This is a genomic window from Kosakonia sp., from assembly GCF_032052965.1.
Lineage (GTDB): Bacteria > Pseudomonadota > Gammaproteobacteria > Enterobacterales > Enterobacteriaceae > Kosakonia.
In genome coordinates this window covers 216,666-231,586 of the sequence record NZ_DAMBVN010000006.1, presented here as the reverse complement: position 1 = coordinate 231,586, position 14,921 = coordinate 216,666, and the positions used below count along the sequence as shown (strand labels likewise).

Annotated in this window: 12 protein-coding genes; all 12 read right to left on the bottom strand. The window is 56.6% G+C overall.

Annotated features, from left to right (window positions below):
* Positions 1-189: 189 nt before the first annotated feature.
* Positions 190-1,386 (bottom strand): nucleotide disphospho-sugar-binding domain-containing protein, encoded by a 1,197-nt coding sequence (locus RTX30_RS10470; protein ID WP_312689499.1) that lies wholly within the window; start codon positions 1,384-1,386, stop codon positions 190-192.
* Positions 1,387-1,869, bottom strand: coding sequence for a hypothetical protein (locus tag RTX30_RS10465; RefSeq protein ID WP_312689497.1), 483 nt, complete (start codon positions 1,867-1,869; stop codon positions 1,387-1,389).
* An 83-nt stretch (positions 1,870-1,952) separates the two neighbouring features.
* Positions 1,953-3,077, bottom strand: a complete 1,125-nt coding sequence (locus RTX30_RS10460; protein WP_312689496.1) for a glycosyltransferase — start codon at positions 3,075-3,077, stop codon at positions 1,953-1,955.
* Positions 3,074-4,027 carry an NAD(P)-dependent oxidoreductase gene (locus tag RTX30_RS10455; RefSeq protein WP_312689495.1) on the bottom strand — a complete coding sequence of 318 codons (954 nt, stop codon included), beginning with the start codon at positions 4,025-4,027 and terminating at the stop codon, positions 3,074-3,076. Before RTX30_RS10455 ends, RTX30_RS10460 begins: the two co-directional genes overlap by 4 nt.
* Entirely contained in the window at positions 4,024-5,310 is a 1,287-nt protein-coding gene (locus RTX30_RS10450) for a F390 synthetase-related protein (protein WP_312689493.1), read from the bottom strand. The genes RTX30_RS10455 and RTX30_RS10450 overlap by 4 nt, the downstream gene beginning before the upstream one ends.
* Positions 5,307-6,113: an MBL fold metallo-hydrolase gene (locus tag RTX30_RS10445; protein ID WP_312689491.1), complete on the bottom strand. Its 807-nt coding sequence runs from the start codon at positions 6,111-6,113 to the stop codon at positions 5,307-5,309. Before RTX30_RS10445 ends, RTX30_RS10450 begins: the two co-directional genes overlap by 4 nt.
* Positions 6,091-7,107, bottom strand: coding sequence for an NAD(P)-dependent oxidoreductase (locus RTX30_RS10440; protein WP_312689489.1), 1,017 nt, complete (start codon positions 7,105-7,107; stop codon positions 6,091-6,093). The genes RTX30_RS10445 and RTX30_RS10440 overlap by 23 nt, the downstream gene beginning before the upstream one ends.
* On the bottom strand, positions 7,104-8,111 hold the full coding sequence (locus RTX30_RS10435; protein ID WP_312689487.1) for a 3-oxoacyl-[acyl-carrier-protein] synthase III C-terminal domain-containing protein: 1,008 nt from the start codon (positions 8,109-8,111) through the stop codon (positions 7,104-7,106). The genes RTX30_RS10440 and RTX30_RS10435 overlap by 4 nt, the downstream gene beginning before the upstream one ends.
* 96 nt (positions 8,112-8,207) lie before the next feature.
* Positions 8,208-8,885, bottom strand: coding sequence for a respiratory nitrate reductase subunit gamma (gene narI / locus RTX30_RS10430; protein WP_312689485.1), 678 nt, complete (start codon positions 8,883-8,885; stop codon positions 8,208-8,210).
* Positions 8,885-9,595 (bottom strand): nitrate reductase molybdenum cofactor assembly chaperone, encoded by a 711-nt coding sequence (gene narJ / locus RTX30_RS10425; protein WP_312689483.1) that lies wholly within the window; start codon positions 9,593-9,595, stop codon positions 8,885-8,887. Before narJ ends, narI begins: the two co-directional genes overlap by 1 nt.
* Positions 9,592-11,127 carry a nitrate reductase subunit beta gene (gene narH, locus RTX30_RS10420; RefSeq protein ID WP_312689481.1) on the bottom strand — a complete coding sequence of 512 codons (1,536 nt, stop codon included), beginning with the start codon at positions 11,125-11,127 and terminating at the stop codon, positions 9,592-9,594. Before narH ends, narJ begins: the two co-directional genes overlap by 4 nt.
* Positions 11,124-14,867 (bottom strand): nitrate reductase subunit alpha, encoded by a 3,744-nt coding sequence (locus RTX30_RS10415; protein WP_312689479.1) that lies wholly within the window; start codon positions 14,865-14,867, stop codon positions 11,124-11,126. The genes narH and RTX30_RS10415 overlap by 4 nt, the downstream gene beginning before the upstream one ends.
* Positions 14,868-14,921 lie beyond the last annotated feature (54 nt).

Below are 14,921 nucleotides of genomic sequence, written 5' to 3'. Positions count from 1 at the left end.
ACTGTAAATCTGCCGTCATCGACTTCGAAGGTTCGAATCCTTCCCCCACCACCATCACTTCATAAAATCCCATGCTGACTCATCAACTCAGAATTTTCAGACTTCACCCAACGGGGAAGGATGAGAAGCTTCGATTAAGGTTCGACCCGAGCGACAGCGAGTGAACGTTGCCATCCGTTCCGGGCCAGTTTACTTCCCTTTCCGCTCCACCACCCTCTGCAATGCTGATTTCGCGCCGGCAATTGACTGCACGCCTCCCCGTAGCCAGATGCCTTTCCCACAATGCTGAAGACGTGCAGCATGATCAAACTGGTCATAATCCACCGGGTAAACCAGCGAGGGGATCGCACGTTGCAGGCAGTGCCACAGAATGCCTGCGCCGCCATGGTGGATAACGGCATCATAATGCGCAAGCCAGCAGTCATAATCGACCCACGGCAAGCGTACAACGTTTTTCTGCCCGGTCACACCGCCCGCAGCCATATCGCCATCCGTGAAGTGGAACACCCAGTCAGGCATCGTCTGTGCCAGTTGCTGCACGGCCTGCACGACAGCCTCTTTATGCCAGTCCAGATGGGTGCCTAATGTCACCAGTACATGACGCTTTCCGGCAACAAAGGGGGGTGCAGCAGTCGGTAGCGGTGGCGTATAAAGCGCCGGGCCAATAAACCTGACCGCGGCAGGCCAGCTTCGCGGGAATTCGAACCACGCCTCCCCCAGTGCCAGAATGCACTCCGCCGAGTAGGCATTTTCACTGCCATCCTGCCGGTAGAGGGAAGAAATTCCCGTCTGGCGGATGGTCTGGCGGAACAGCCTGAAGAGTAGTCGTTTAAATCCGCGCACTTTGTGACGATGTAACGTCTGCGTAAAGCGCTGTAACGCATTGACCGGCGGTAGCAACCCGCCGCAATACGCTGGTACACCATCAGGCGTATCCATCACGCAGGGTGATGGCATGCTGGTCCACCAGGGGACAGCAAGGCGACGGCATACTTCACCCACCACCGGCAGGGTGAAATCTGCAATCGCTAAATCCGGTTTACCCTGTTGCTGCCAGACGCCCGTCAGTTCATCGGCGAAGTTTTTTAGCAACCCCACTACCCGCTTAAACTGCCGGTAGAGGCGCTGCGGGTTTGACTTCACGGCATAACGCGGGTTCACCACTGCGGTCAAAGGAGAGTCATAATCGCCGGGGAGCAGCAACGCTGTCAGCCCTGCGGCTTCAATACGGGTTCTGGCCCCTTCGGTACTAATAATGCGCACCTGATAATGTGTCGACAACGCCCTGCCCATTGCCAGGACCGGATGTAAATGTCCGGCAAACGGCGGCGCCAACAGATCGATATGGATTACGCCCGGGGGGATCAAAGCCAGCAAACGTTCCATTTAGCGGCCCCGCACGTGAATATCGGCCACAAAGGCACGGCATAACGCCGGTAGTTCCGGCTGAGTCAGGTAATGCATATGGCTACTCTCTATCTGTTTGTCTGGCGTGGGAAACCAGCAACGTGAAATATAATCTGTGCGCCCTTGTACTAACACATGGCGGCACCCCGGTCGCTGCCGTGCGACCGGGCCATATGCAAAAATCGCGATGCGCGGCATCACTTCAGCAGGTAAATGCAGATTATTAAACAGTTCCAGTCCGCAACTTCCCGCCAGTACTATGGTCTGATCGGCACCGGCCAGCATCTCTAAGGCCGCCTCACGGTAACGGCGGGCAAAGCGTGCGTGCCGCGATGCCAGGTACTCCAGCATATTACTGACGCTGGCGCGCACGATCCCCGTCTGGCGCCAGGATTCCTGCTGTGGCAACCAGGGAAAGTTACGCGCAACGCAATGCTGCGCCTCATCACTGATCGCATGCATGAAGGCCTGTTGTTGTGGACTCAGCGCCCAGTTTCCCCAACGACTCCTGCCCGTAATAAAAACGTACTGTAAACGCGCTCTGCTCATAGGGAGGTGAAACGCTCATTGCTGTAGATCCGGTAACGGCGGGTGCGCCAGGTAATCGTTCGATTGCACAGGGCATGTAACAGATGAAGCGGTTGTAACAATTCCGAAAGTAGCGACAACAACGGATGCGGTGTGATCTCTACAGCAACCTGTCGTTGTATCCAACGCAAAGCGAGGTGGCGTATTAGCAGGACCGCCGCCAGCACCAGCGCAGGCGTCATGCCAGTCAGTGCCAGTATGACCATCGCCCACATTAGCAATGGATGCAGCCCCTGCAACAGGAAAATCGCCAGTCTCGTCGCCACGCTTTTCTCGCGGAGCAACAGGGTGGCGAACAGAAACCAGCGGTGCATTTGCCGGTTGTAGTGGCCAACATCGATAATACTGGTCTGTACCCGCACGGTCGCCGCAGACTGAATAATCTCTCCTCCTTGCCGGGTAAGATGGGTCGCCAGCGCCAGATCATCCGTCAGATGGCGCTCGATAGGCGCAAACCCGCCAATCCGTTGCAACAGGGCCAGCGGCAGCATATAGCACATACCATTAAGGGTGAGCGGTGCGCAGAAAGGCACCAACGGCAAGTAAGTCAGCGGCGAATTGTCATTGACGAACTGCGCCAGCAGGCGCGAAGGCAGGTTATGTGCAGGCCGGTACCAGGGCAATGCCGTCACCAGACTGTTGTCACGTAGTTCGCCGATCATCTTACTGGCTGAGCGTGCGCTGAGCAGCGCATCATCATCCAGCACCAGAAAGATCTCCGTTTGCGCCACTGCGCGCGCGCGCTCAAGCTTGAAGAGTTTTGGATTTATCCCTTGCGGCGGCGCAGCCGTCACAATAATGCGCACAGCACACTGAGGATGACGTTGCACAATCCGCGCCGTGATGGCGGCAGCTTCGGCATCATCCTCGTCAATCAGCCAGATAAACTGCGCACCGCTGAGTGCCATCAGCGCAGACTCCAGTACCGACTCCAGTGCCGGATCGCCGCTGAGGATCGGTTGCGCCACCGTCAGACGGCGCAGTTCTCCCTGTGCAGCAGTGGCTTGCTCGCGCATTACGCGGAGAGCAAAAACCAGTTTAAACAGCAGGATAGCCAGCCAGCTTAGCGCTATCAGCATCATTTTTGTCTCTCCTGTTGGTGCAGAAACGCCGACAGCGTCGCAGAAAACGTACGCCCAGGCGGACCAAAATCGGCCAGCATCCGTGTTACATCCAGCGTTGCGGAATAGCCAAAAACACCCACGCCAAAACGGGTGATGGGGGGCGCGCCACGCAGCGGCAGCCAGCGCCACAAGCGCTCCATCACTCCGGCAAAACGCAATGCTGTGGCAACGCCCATTGTCCGCTGGGGTAAGGGTAACGCCATCTGCGTTAATACCTCGTCGAGCAGGGTTTCTATCTCCATGGATGCATTGGCCGTAAGGTTATAACAAGGTTGTAAAGGGGCATGATTAGCAGCACGCCACACGTAGTCGCATAACACATCCACATGCAGCAAATCCGTCCGCGCCGGGATATTTTCAGCGCGCAAACGCACCAGTTGCCGCTTACGTGCAGCAGTGATTAACGGTGGGAAGAGTAGCGTGTCCCCAGCACCGAAAATGCCGCAAGGCCGGAGTACCGTTTTTTCACCGACATAATCCGCCAGCACCTGCTCGGCCAGATATTTGCTGCGTCCATATTCACTGGTGAATGGCGGTCCGACAGGGGTGTCTTCTCGCAGCGCATACTGATGCGCAAAGCGATAATACACAGCAGCACTGGAGAGTAAAATCAGGCGCGGCAACCCCTTACGGCGACAAAAAGCGATAACCTGCTGCGTGGTTTCGACGTTGTCGCGGTAATAGTCCTGCGCCGTACCCCAGGGGGAAGCCCGCCCCGCCGCATGGATAACCACCTGCGGGCTAAAATCCAGTTCGTCGAGCCGCTCCAGTGCCAGCGCACGGTAGTGCGGGGAGTGTGGCAGCGGTCGGCGACCCACACCGCGTACCGCCACATTTGGAATATCCGCAAGATAAGACAGTAACCGACCGCCGATAAAGCCGGACGCACCCGTGATAAGGATCTTCATACCCCGTTCCACTGACGGATAATGCGCCGCCGCTTATGGGTAAAGAGACCGTCTATGGGTCCAGCAGATAGCGTCCAGCGCAATGTTTCTGTCGCGATGCCCTCGCCTGCCATCCAGTTGATGAGTGCATCCCGGCAGGAAACCAGCACGCCGGCATCACAGGTTGCAGTGAGGTGGATCTGTGCCGCTCCGGTCTGTACAAGACGATAATCCGCCTCCAGCGGTAATGCCTGCGCCAGAACGCGACTACAGGCATCGGCAAAGACCGGTCGCCAGCGCCCACGTTCATCAGACAGCAGCAGTTGATCATCATGCCGCCCTTCAATGTGTGCAATCGCCCGCGTGACACTTCCGCAAGGACAGGGGGTATCCCGAACAGTGAGTACATCATCCAGACGATATCGCACGATGGGCTGAGTACGCCGGGTGAAGTCGGTGATCACCGGCACAAAGCGGCGTTCATCGATCCATTGCGGTTCAATGTGCACAAATTCCTCATTGAGATGCAGTGTGCCATGGGCGCAGGTCGCAGCCAGGAAGCCCTCCGTCGCCTGATAGATTTCACCCACCTCGCCAAAAACGTCTCGCAACAAAGCGCGATCCTGCGGTTCGAGGACCTCGGCAACAGAAATCACTTTTTTCACCTTCAGGGCCAGATCGTCCGCTCTGACGGCCAGCGCAATGGCACGCAGCACCTGCGCCGGCGCCACGATCAACGTCGGAGATTGCTGCTGCAGGCGGGCAATCTGTTGTGCGAAAGGCTGCAACAGATCGTAGAACTCAAGCGTCAGCCAGCGGCTATTTACGCTCTGGTAAAGCTGGTTATCGGCACGTAAAAAGAGTGCCACCCGCTCGCGGGCGAATAATCCGTCCGGGAGGGATTTCGCCAGCACCCCGGCTGCCCAGATTTGACGCTCTTGCGGGCTGACGACAAATAAACCGCGCTGACCCGAGGTGCCTGACGATAATCCGACACTGAAACGGCCGACAGTTGGCGAAAAATCCCGGCTGTGTTCGCTTTCCAGCGCGCAGGCCAGCAGTTCATCACGCCGCAACCCCGCTGTGTTCATCGCATCAAAGTGGGTCATCATCAGCGCTTTGTCCATCAATGGCCATTCGGTAAACGGCTTATCAAGCCAGGGTTTAAACCAGGGGCTATTAACCAGAACCCGATGGCGAAAAGCCGCCATTCTTTTTGCCTGCCAGGCTTCCAGGCTGGCACGGGAGAGAAAACGGCGGCGGCGAATCAGAAAATAGCGCCCTAACAAGCCAGCCAGATTCATATATCGCCCTCATGACACAACAGGATCTCCGCCTCACCCCGCTGCCAGAGCTGGTTAAGCTGCGTCAGCGTGTGGTAATACGCCCTCGTATCGCTTAGCACCAGGTTTGCCAGCTGCGAAGGCCCGCGCAGTGTCTGGTAACTGACGGGAGACCAGGCCGCATCCGCCGCCAGCAATGTCCAGCCATTATCGGTCAACACAAACGCGCCGATATGCCCCGCAGCATGACCCGGTAACGGCACAAGGATGATTTGCCCGTCGCTACCCGGCAGCGCGTATCCCTGCCCGAAAGGTGCCAGCGCAGCGGGCAGTGTCAGGGTCGGGAAGTGCTCAATAAACTGTACCGTTGACTCAAATGTTTCCGGGATCAAGCCCGGAATAAAAGCCTGACGCAGCGCCGCAAAGCCACGCAGCGTTCTCACCTGCTGCCAGCCTTCACCGGAACAGATGCTGGCCACACCCGGAAAATCCCGCAGCCCGGCGACATGGTCGGCATGAAAATGCGACAAAATAATGCCGTCGATATCGCGGCCCACTAGCCCTTGCGCGAGCAGTTGCTGCGCGAGCGACTGCTTTTCGTCGAAATAAACCGGTGTCAACTGGCGATAGACGTTAAACACCCCTTCCCGGCTGTACTGCTCAAACCATGAGGCATACCCCGTGTCCCAAAGCCAGCACCGTTCGCCGACTTCCAGTAACCAGGCGCGAGAGGGAAACTTGCAGACACGAAAGCCTGCGCCTTTCAGCGCCATGCAGCCCAAATGCGTGCAATAGCCCACTTCAAAGCCGGTGATTTTTGCCATTCGTCCTTATCCACTCTCCAGTCAGGGCAATACCGTCTGCCAGCGAAAATTGCGGTTGATAACCGAGAACCTGCTCTGCTTTGGTGGCGCTCAGCGTCATATCAAAGCAGACCGTTCCTGCACTGTAGCGGGTGATCGGTGGCTCTTTACCGCGACAAGCGCCGACCAGCGACATGCCGCGAGCCACCAGCGATAACAGCGGCCACGGCACCGATTTAATCCGATAATTGAGGCCAAGCTGCTGATGAAACAGGGCATCAAGCATCGCTGCCAGCCGCTGGGGTTGGTGATTGGTAATATTAAAGACATCCCCGGATCGCACGGCGAGGTTCTGCGTCGCCAGTGTCATTGCATGCACCACATTGTGCATAAAGGTTAAGTCCAGCAGCGCTTCACCACCACGCGGCAGACGCAGTACACCGCCATCTCGTTGCAGTTGCTGCAACAGGCGCGGGACAATGACCTGATCGTGCGGACCAAACAAGCCTCGCGGGCGCAGCATCACAAATGTTGTTTGCGGGTGGCTGGCAACCGCGGCCTGAATTGCCAGCTCCGCAGCATATTTGGAACGGGCGTAATGGCTGGCAAACTGGCGTGCCAGGTAAGTTTCAGGCACATCGTAATGATGGCGAAAATCAAAGTAGATTGCTGGCGTCGAAATATGCACAAAGCGCGGAACAGCGAGCTGCCCCGCAGCCCCGGCAAGCGTTTGGGTTGCCCGCACATTAGCCTGATAAAATGATGCACGGTTGCCCCAGGGCGAGGATTTGGCCGCGCAGTGCCATACCGCGTCGCAGTGTTTCATTAATGGCAGGCACTGCGCCACACTGGCGGTCGCGAGATCCAGCGGCATAAACGACGCCCCCAACGCGGTCAACACCGCGCCCGCTTCGCGATTGCGCCCGGTGGCTATCACCTGATGCCCCTGCTCCAGTAGCCACTGTGCCGCATTGCGGCCAAGCCCACTGGTTGCGCCCGTGACCAGCACCCTCACGGCAGCAACACCATACCAGACAGGGTTAACCCTGCCGCTGTTCCTATCAACAACACCGGCTCTCCAGAACGCACCTTTCCGCTGCTGAAGGCGTGGTGCAGTGCGGTCGGGATCGACGCCGCGACCTGGTTGCCGTGATGGCGATAAATATCAATTAATATCCTGTCCGGCACCGCCAGCCGCTTGCGCATATGTTCCAGCGACAGATGGCTGGCCTGATGCGGCACCACCGTTGCTATGTCAGCCAGCGTCAACCCGCTCTTGTTCAGCAGACGGGTGAAAAAGCCTTCAATTCGCGCGGAAGCAAAGCGAAACAGAGGTTTCCCCTGCATATGAAACAGAAAATCGCTGTCATGCATGCCCGAGCGTGGGTTACGCCGGGTTCCACCGGCGCGGATCTCGCACAGTGCGCTCCCTTCCGGGTAGACTTCCGTCAGGCTGGCCAGCACCCCGCTATGTCCATCGCCACGCTCAACAATGGCACAGGCTGCGCCGTCGCCAAAGATCAACGAAGATTCCTCATGCTGCCAGTCGATCCCTCTGGACGCCAAATCAGCCGCAACAATCGCAATGCGTCGGTAGCTGCCGGTCGCCAGCAGTCCCGCCGCTACGTCCAGTGCAGTAATAAAACTGACGCAACTGCTGTTGACATCAAATCCGGCGGTACCGGCAGGCATCGCCGCGGCTTTAAGAATGTGCGCCGCGCTACAGGGCAACGCTTGGATGCCAATGGCGCTGGCGCTGATCAGCAGATCAATGGAGGATGGGGAAATAGCCTGTGCTGCCAGCGCATTGTGCAATGCCTGCGCGGCCAGTTCTGCCTGGCTTTCATCAGGCCGGGCATGAAAACGGTGCTCAATACCGGAACGTTGACGCACATAGCCCGCCGGTTTACCCAGCTGGCAGTCCAGAGAATCCGAGGTGATACAAGTCGCCGGCAACGCGCTGCCGGTCGCAATGATGTTGAGTGCCGCAACAGGTGTGCGCCCAGAACGTGTCCCCATGAAACTGTTCCTTGTTGTTCTTCTTCGGGCGAACAGTTTACGGATAAAAAAAATCCGGGAACAGTCTGCATTCCCGGATTTTTATTCACGACGCGCTTAGCGACGCGCGCGAACTATTTGATATTTTCGAGTTAAATACTCAACCGGCGCACTCCAGATATGCACCAGACGGGAGAACGGGAACAGCACAAACAACGTCATGCCCAGCACCAGGTGCATACGATAGATAAAGGCCACGCCGTCAAGATGCGCAGACGCCCCGCCGTGGAACGTCACCACTGATTGCGCCCAGCCAACCAGTTTCATCATTTCGCTGCCGTCCATGTGCTGTGCAGAGAACGGAATAGTCAGCAGACCGAGCGTGCACTGCACCATCAGCAACGCCATGATCAGTATATCCGCAGCCGTTGACGTCGCACGGATACGCGGATTGAACAGACGACGTTTCAGCAGCAACAGGCCGCCGACCAGGCACAACACGCCGCTGGCCCCACCACCGATCATTGCCATCTTCTGTTTCACTTCGATCGGCAAAAAGGACTCGTACATCCAGTGCGGCGTCAGCATACCGAGAAAGTGCCCGGCGAAGATGCCCAGGATGCCCAAATGGAACAGGTTGGAGGCGAGGTTCATCCCTTTGCGATCCAGCATCTGGCTGGAGCCTGCGCGCCAGCTGTACTGGCCATAGTCATAACGCAGCCAGCTACCAACCAGGAAGATCGCCCCGGCAATATACGGATAGATGTCAAAGAAGAACATATTAAGGAAGTGCATTAGCGCTCTCCTCCTGTTGTGATATTCAGATATTGCGGTGCAACTGCGCCCGCAAATCGCCGTTGATGCGCAGTAATGTCGGAATCACCACATCCCTGCTCCGCGAAGAACTTCACCTGCTCCTCTTCCCACACGGCATCCAGCGCTTGCGGCGTATCGTCGCGCGCTTCCCCGGCAATTTTTTCCGCCACTTGCGCGTTATCAACTGCGGTTTTACTCAGGGTTAACAGCACGTCGAACAGCGTGGCGTAATGGCTTTCACGCTGCTGCAAGCGCGCCTGTAGCAGCGCCAGAATCGGCGCGATGTCCTGCAAACCGCCAATCGCTTCTGCACGCGGCAACTGCGCCAGATACTCCAGATAGAGCGGCAGGTGATCCGGCAGCTCGCGGCTGTCGAGCTGTAAACCGTGTCGCGCATACTGCGCCAGCAGGTCAACCATCGCCTGGCCGCGATCGCGGGATTCGCCATGCACGTGCTCAAACAGCAACAGCGAGGTGGCGCGACCGCGGTCGAACAGTTCGCTGTAACTGGCCTGCGCATCCAACAGATCCTGCGCAGTCAGATCGCGCAAAAAAACTGTCAGTAACTGCGCATCCGCTTTCGCCAGATTCTCGCCAGCGGCCAGGGCATCAAACAGGTCCTGTTGATGTTGCCACAGGGCAGCATCCGGGTATTCCAGCAAACGGGAAATAACCACCAGTTCAATCATGGGTGCGGCTCCGTTTTTACTGTCACATCAACCGCATCGATACGACGGCTGTTAAACAGGTTGAATTTGTTGTCTGAACCGTGGCATCCGTCGCCGAAGCTAAAACCACACCCGCTTTTCTCCGGGAAGGCTTCACGCGCCAGTTCACGATGGCTGGATGGCACCACAAAACGGTCTTCGTAGTTGGCAATCGCCAGGTAGCGGTACATTTCCTGCGCCTGTGCTTTAGTCAGCCCCACCTCTTCCAGTGCGCGCGTGTCTTCTACACCATCGACGGTTTCTGCACGTTTAAAGTGACGCATGGCCAGCATACGCTTCAGCGCCAGCAGGACCGGCGCGGTGTCACCGGCTGTCAGCAGGTTCGCCAGGTATTGCACCGGAATACGCAGACTTTCTACATCTGGCAGAATGCCGTTGCTGCCCAGTTCGCCGGCGTCGGCAGCAGACTGGATCGGGGACAGTGGCGGCACATACCAGACCATCGGTAACGTGCGGTATTCCGGATGCAACGGCAGAGCCAGTTTCCAGTCCATCGCCATTTTATAAACCGGCGATTTCTGCGCCGCATCAATCACACTTTGCGGTACGCCATCTTTCAACGCCTGGGCAATCACGCCTGGATCATTTGGATCGAGGAACACATCCAGTTGACGCTGATACAGATCTTTTTCGTTTTCCGTGCTGGCCGCGTTTTCTATTGCATCTGCGTCGTACAGCAGAACGCCAAGGTAGCGAATACGCCCCACGCAGGTTTCTGCGCAGACCGTCGGCATGCCCGCTTCAATGCGCGGATAGCAGAAAATGCACTTCTCGGATTTGCCGCTTTTCCAGTTGAAGTAGATTTTTTTGTACGGGCAACCGGTAACGCACATCCGCCAGCCACGGCATTTATCCTGATCGATCAGCACAATGCCGTCTTCTTCACGTTTATAGATAGCCCCGCTCGGGCAGGTCGCTACGCACGCCGGGTTCAGGCAGTGTTCGCACAAACGCGGCAGATACATCATGAAGGTGTTTTCAAATTGGCCGTACATCGCCTTCTGCATGTTTTCGAAGTTCTGATCTTTGCTCAGCTTCTCAAACTCGCCGCCTAAATCATCTTCCCAGTTCGGGCCCGCGGTGATTTTATTCATCCGCTGACCGGTAATCAGTGAACGTGGGCGTGCAATCGGCTGATGTTTGCTTTCCGGCGCGTTATGCAGGTTCTGGTAATCAAAGTCGAACGGCTCGTAGTAATCGTCAATTTCCGGCATATGCGGGTTAGCGAAGATCTTGCCGAGCAGCAGCGCACGGTTACCCATGCGCGGTTGCAGTTTGCCGTTGATTTTACGGATCCAGCCGCCTTTCCATTTTTCCTGGTTTTCCCAGTCGGTAGGAAAGCCAGTGCCCGGTTTGGTTTCAACGTTGTTAAACCAGGCGTACTCCATACCCTCGCGGCTGGTCCAGACGTTTTTACAGGTCACTGAACAGGTATGACAGCCGATGCACTTATCGAGATTCAGCACCATGCCGACTTGTGAACGAATTTTCATTTTGCGCTCTCCTGTACCTGGTCATTGCCTTCGCCATCCAACCAGTTAATGTTCTTCATCTTACGTACCACCACAAACTCATCGCGGTTGGAGCCGACCGTACCGTAATAGTTAAAGCCATACGCCAGTTGGGCATAGCCACCGATCATGTGCGTCGGTTTTGGCGTAATACGGGTCACCGAGTTATGGATCCCGCCACGCTGCCCGGTGATCTCTGATCCCGGCAGGTTCACAATACGTTCCTGCGCGTGGTACATCATGGTCATGCCGGAGGGTACACGCTGGCTCACCACCGCACGGGCCGTCAGCGCGCCGTTGGTGTTAAACACTTCGATCCAGTCGTTATCTGCAATACCCATCTCTTTGGCATCGGCTTCGCTCAGCCAGACCACCGGCCCACCGCGACCCAGCGTTAACATCAGGAGGTTGTCGCTGTAGGTGGAGTGAATACCCCATTTCTGGTGCGGCGTCAGGAAGTTGAGCGCTTTTTCCGGGTAACCATTCGCTTTCACGCCCAGCACTTCTTTTACCGAACGGGTATCGATCGGTGGACGATAAACCAGCAGGCTTTCACCGAAATCACGCATCCACTGATGATCCTGATACAACTGCTGGCGGCCAGAGAGCGTACGCCACGGGATCAGCTCATGCACGTTGGTGTAACCGGCGTTGTAAGAGACATGTTCATCCTCAAGACCTGACCAGGTCGGGCTGGAGATGATTTTGCGCGGCTGCGCCTGAATATCGCGGAAGCGGATCTTCTCTTCTTCTTTATTGGTGGCCAGGTGCCTGTGGTCACGGCCTGTAAATTCACTGAGTGCTGCCCAGGCTTTTACCGCTACATTGCCGTTGGTTTCCGGGGCCAGAGTCAGGATCATTTCCGCCGCGTCGATCGCACTGTTCAGCATCGGCTGGCCTTTTGCCGGGCCGTCTGCCTTGGTGTAATTCAGCTTGCGTAGCAGATCCATCTCGCTCTGGGTATTCCAGGCGATGCCTTTACCGCCATTGCCGATTTTCTCCATCAACGGGCCGATAGAGGTAAACCGCTCGTAAGTGGCCGGATAATCACGCTCAACCGGAATAATGTGCGGCGCGGTTTTCCCTGGGATCAGCTCGCATTCACCTCTTTTCCAGTCTTTTACATCCAGCGGCTGCGCCAGTTCGGCAGCAGAGTCGTGCTGGATGGGCAGCGTCACCACATCTGTTTCTTTGCCCAAATGCCCAACGCACAGTTCAGAGAAGGATTTCGCGATACCTTTGTAGATTTCCCAGTCACTTTTGGATTCCCATGCCGGGTCGACTGCGGCAGAAAGTGGATGAATAAACGGATGCATATCCGAGGTATTCATGTCGTCTTTCTCATACCAAGTGGCGGTTGGCAGCACGATATCTGAGTAGAGGCAGGTACTGGAGAGACGGAAATCGAGCGTCACCACCAGATCCAGCTTGCCGTCAAGACCGTTGTCATGCCACTCCACCTCTTCCGGCTTCACGCCCCCCTGTTTGCCCAGGTCTTTCCCCTGAATGCCATGTTCTGTACCGAGCAGGTACTTAAGCATGAATTCGTGGCCTTTACCGGAGGAACCCAACAAGTTCGAACGCCAGATAAACAAGTTACGCGGGTGGTTTTTACCGTTTTCCGGTTGCTCCGCCGCAAAGCGCAGTGAGCCCTCTTTCAGAGACTTAACGGTGTAATCCACCGGCGTCATGCCTGCTTTTTCTGCTTCGGCGGCAATGCGCAGCGGGTTGGTGCCTAACTGCGGCGCCGACGGCAGCCAGCCCATACGTTCAGCGCGGACGTTAAAGTCAATCAAATGGCCGCTGTAGCGGGATTTGTCCGCCATTGGCGACAGGAACTCCTGCGCGGTGACTGTCTCGTAACGCCACTGGCTGGAATGGTTGTAGAAATACGACGTACTGTTCATATGCCGTGCGGGACGCTGCCAGTCCAGAGCAAACGCCAACGGCTGCCAGCCGGTCTGCGGACGCAGTTTTTCTTGGCCGACATAATGCGCCCAGCCACCACCGCTCTGACCAACACAGCCGCAGAAGATCAGCATGTTGATGATCCCACGATAGTTCATATCGAGGTGATACCAGTGGTTCATGCCGGCACCAACGATGATCATTGAGCGACCATGTGTTTTATCGGCGTTGTCGGCGAACTCGCGCGCAATACGGACGATTTGCGACTGTGCCACACCCGTAACTTTCTCGGCCCAGGCCGGGGTATAGGCTTTCACTTCATCATAACGGGTGGCACAGTTTTCATCACCGAGGCCACGATCCAGGCCGTAGTTTGCCATGGTCAGGTCATAGACGGTGGTCACCAGTGCGGTTGTGCCATCGGCAAGCTGCAGGCGTTTTACCGGCAGTTTATGCATCAGGACATTGTCGAGTTCGACCCCGGCAAAATGCTCGGTGTTATCGCCACCAAAGTAAGGGAAGCCGACCTGCGCGACTTCGTCGTGTTTACCTAACAGGCTTAGATCCAGCTCAACGTCCGCACCATTACCACCGTCGCGCTGCTCAAGGTTCCACTTGCCTTTCTCGCCCCAGCGGAAACCAATGGAACCATTCGGCGCAACCAGAGTGCCCTGGTTGTCGAGCGCCACCGTTTTCCATTCCGGATTGTTTTGTTGACCCAGGCTGTCGACCAAATCAGCAGCACGCAACATACGGCCCGCGGCATAATAACCGTCGCGCTCTTCGAGCATCACCAGCATCGGCATGTCGGTGTAACGGCGCACATAATCGGTAAAGTACTGGCTCGGTTTATCCAGATGGAATTCACGCAGGATCACATGGCCCATCGCCAGGCCCATTGCGGCATCGGTCCCTTGTTTCGGTGCCAGCCACAAGTCGCAGAGTTTGGCGATTTCGGCATAATCCGGGGTAATGGCAACGGTTTTGGTCCCTTTATAGCGAACTTCGGTAAAGAAGTGCGCATCCGGCGTACGGGTTTGCGGGACGTTTGAACCCCAGGCGATGATATAGCTGGAGTTGTACCAGTCGGCAGATTCCGGTACGTCAGTCTGTTCGCCCCAGGTTTGCGGCGACGCTGGCGGTAAATCGCAATACCAGTCGTAGAAGCTCAGACAGGTACCGCCCAACAGAGACAGATAACGTGCGCCAGAGGCGTAAGAAACCATCGACATGGCCGGAATTGGCGAGAAGCCTGCCACACGGTCAGGTCCGTAAGTTTTCACGGTGTAGACGTTAGACGCCGCAATCAACTCATTCACTTCCTGCCAGGAAGAGCGAACAAAGCCGCCGCGACCACGCGCTTGTTTAAAGCTTTTCGCTTTATCGGCGTCTTCGATAATTGAAGCCCAGGCCAGTACTGGATCGTTGTGCTGCGCTTTTGCTTCACGCCACAGTTTAATCAGGCGCTTGCGCATCAGGGGGTATTTCAGGCGGTTGGCGCTGTAAAGGTACCAGGAGTAACTGGCGCCACGTGGGCAGCCGCGTGGCTCATGGTTTGGCATATCCGGGCGGGTTCGCGGGTAGTCGGTCTGCTGGGTTTCCCAGGTGACAAGACCGTTTTTAACGAAAATCTGCCAGCTACATGAACCGGTACAGTTCACGCCGTGGGTTGAGCGTACGATTTTGTCGTGCTGCCAGCGGCTGCGGTATCCATCCTCCCAGTCCCGGTTGGTGTTTAACAGCTGGCCGTGCCCATCGGCAAAGGTTTCGCCCTTCTGTTTGAAGTAGCGAAACCGGTCCAGGAATTTACTCATCGGGTGTTCTCCTGTTGGAGCCTGCTCGGCTCTCTTGCTAAATCGACATTGCTG